The sequence below is a fragment of the Klebsiella indica genome (genome assembly GCF_005860775.1).
GTDB classification, from domain to species: Bacteria; Pseudomonadota; Gammaproteobacteria; order Enterobacterales; family Enterobacteriaceae; genus Klebsiella; species Klebsiella indica.
Window position 1 is genome coordinate 1 of record NZ_VCHQ01000067.1, and the last position, 1755, is coordinate 1755.

Here is a 1755-nt window from a genome sequence, read left to right on the forward strand (position 1 = left end):
CATGGGAGTATTTTGCTCAATCTTCGAACGGGGTGGAGATTGTAGCAGAAAGCGGGGACGAAGGAGCAACAGGCTGCCCTTTCAGGCAGCCACAGATTGCTGACGAACCCCATATTTTTGCATGGGGTTCTTCTTTTGTAGCGACCACAGGTCGCGATCGCGATTTTTTTCGCTTATCACCCCATCATGGCGTTTTGCCATCCTGATGACGTTACGGGTCTTCCTGACTGCCCTTTCTGCACCATTAACAGCCAGTAAAAAAGCGCCAGAAGCGCCAACTTCTTCATATTCTGCGCTGTCGCCGCCAGCAGACACTGCATCTGCACTTTCATCAGGCCACGGAACCGTGCATACCGGTGACCGTGATGCTGTTTCGCGTCCGCGAAGCTTCTCTCCACCGTTTCCTTGCGCCTCGCGTACACTTTTTTACCCCATTTCGTCAGCCGCAGCGCGTTCGCTTTCTCTTTCGCCTCTTCCCACACGTGCCGCGTTATCGTTTTCTGCATCTGTCTGTTTGTTGTGCATTTAGCCCGACATGGGCACTCCGCGCACACCGCTTTGTCCGACCGGTAATGCCGGTACCCGTTACGGTCTGTCGTGCCGTAGTTCAGTTCCTCTCCTGCCGGACACACATACACATCCTTCTGTGGGTCATACGTAAACTGCTTTTTCTGGTATTCATTCTGTCCTTTATTTGGCCTCCGGTACCCCGGCACCAGCGCGATGCCCGTCTCCTGCGTCAGATGACACACCGCTGCCGTGAAGTACCCTGCGTCCACGCCCACCGCCACCGTCTCCAGTCCGAACCGCTCCGTCTGGCGCTTCAGCCGCCCGATGAACGGCTGGCTGTCGTGCACATTACCCGGCGTCACGTGCGTGTCCATAATGATGCCGTGTTTCCCGTCCACCGTCCGGTGGTCCAGCCAGAAGAACCCCTTCGGCTTGCCTTCCCGGTGCATGAAGCCGCTTTCCGGGTCGGTGGTGCTCACTTTGGTGTTCTTAACGACGGCTGCGCTTCCGGGCGTCTTTTTTACGCCGGGCAGCGGCTTTTTTTCGTGCTGTTTCCTGTCGGCCTCCACCGCGGCGTTCAGCTCCGCGAAGTATTCGCTGACGCCCTCCGGGCGCAGTTCATTCACTGCTTTACGCGGATTAGCATCTGCCTTCAGATGGGTGCTGTCGGTATAGAGGACCCGGCCATTAGCCATCCCCTGACCCAGCGCCTGCTCCACGATATGGTCAAAAATCTGCCGGAAGACATCGCTGCCGTTAAAGCGGCGGATACGGTTCTGACTGAGGGTGGAAGCATCCGGGACTTTCTCCGTCAGGCCCATACGCAGGAACCAGCGGTAGGCCACGTTGACCTGGATTTCTTTGACCAGGCGACGCTCAGAGGGGATACCGAAGAGGTAGCCCAGCAGCATCATCTTAATCAGGCGGACGGGGTCAATGGCGGGCCTGCCATTATCGGGGCAGTAGAGATGAGCCACAGCATCGCGAATAAATTCAAAGTCGATGACGGCATCGATTTTGCGGACCAGATGGTCCCCGGGAACGAGTTCGTCGAGGGTGATGGTTTCAAACTGGTACTGCTGTGGGGAGGGTTCTCTGAGCATGGCGGTCAGTCCGTTTATTGCACTGACCTTATTAGATCAAAGTCCTGACTTTTCAGCCAGGACTTTGTCAGCAGTCTGACGTACCAGGTACGGGCTCTTTTTTGTATATCGCACACGCCGGGGGGGATGAGAAGCCCCGACC

Annotated in this window: 2 protein-coding genes; one reads left to right on the top strand and one right to left on the bottom strand. The window is 56.6% G+C overall.

Annotated features, from left to right (window positions below):
- On the top strand, positions 1-206 hold a 206-nt coding region (locus FE839_RS24790; RefSeq protein WP_206665988.1), incomplete at its 5' end, for a hypothetical protein.
- On the opposite strand, the gene FE839_RS24475 is transcribed toward FE839_RS24790, so the two are convergent.
- On the bottom strand, positions 177-1613 hold the full coding sequence (locus tag FE839_RS24475) for an IS1182 family transposase (RefSeq protein ID WP_138363272.1): 1437 nt from the start codon (positions 1611-1613) through the stop codon (positions 177-179). The two genes, FE839_RS24790 and FE839_RS24475, sit on opposite strands and share 30 nt — an antisense overlap.
- Between the last annotated feature and the right edge of the window lie 142 nt (positions 1614-1755).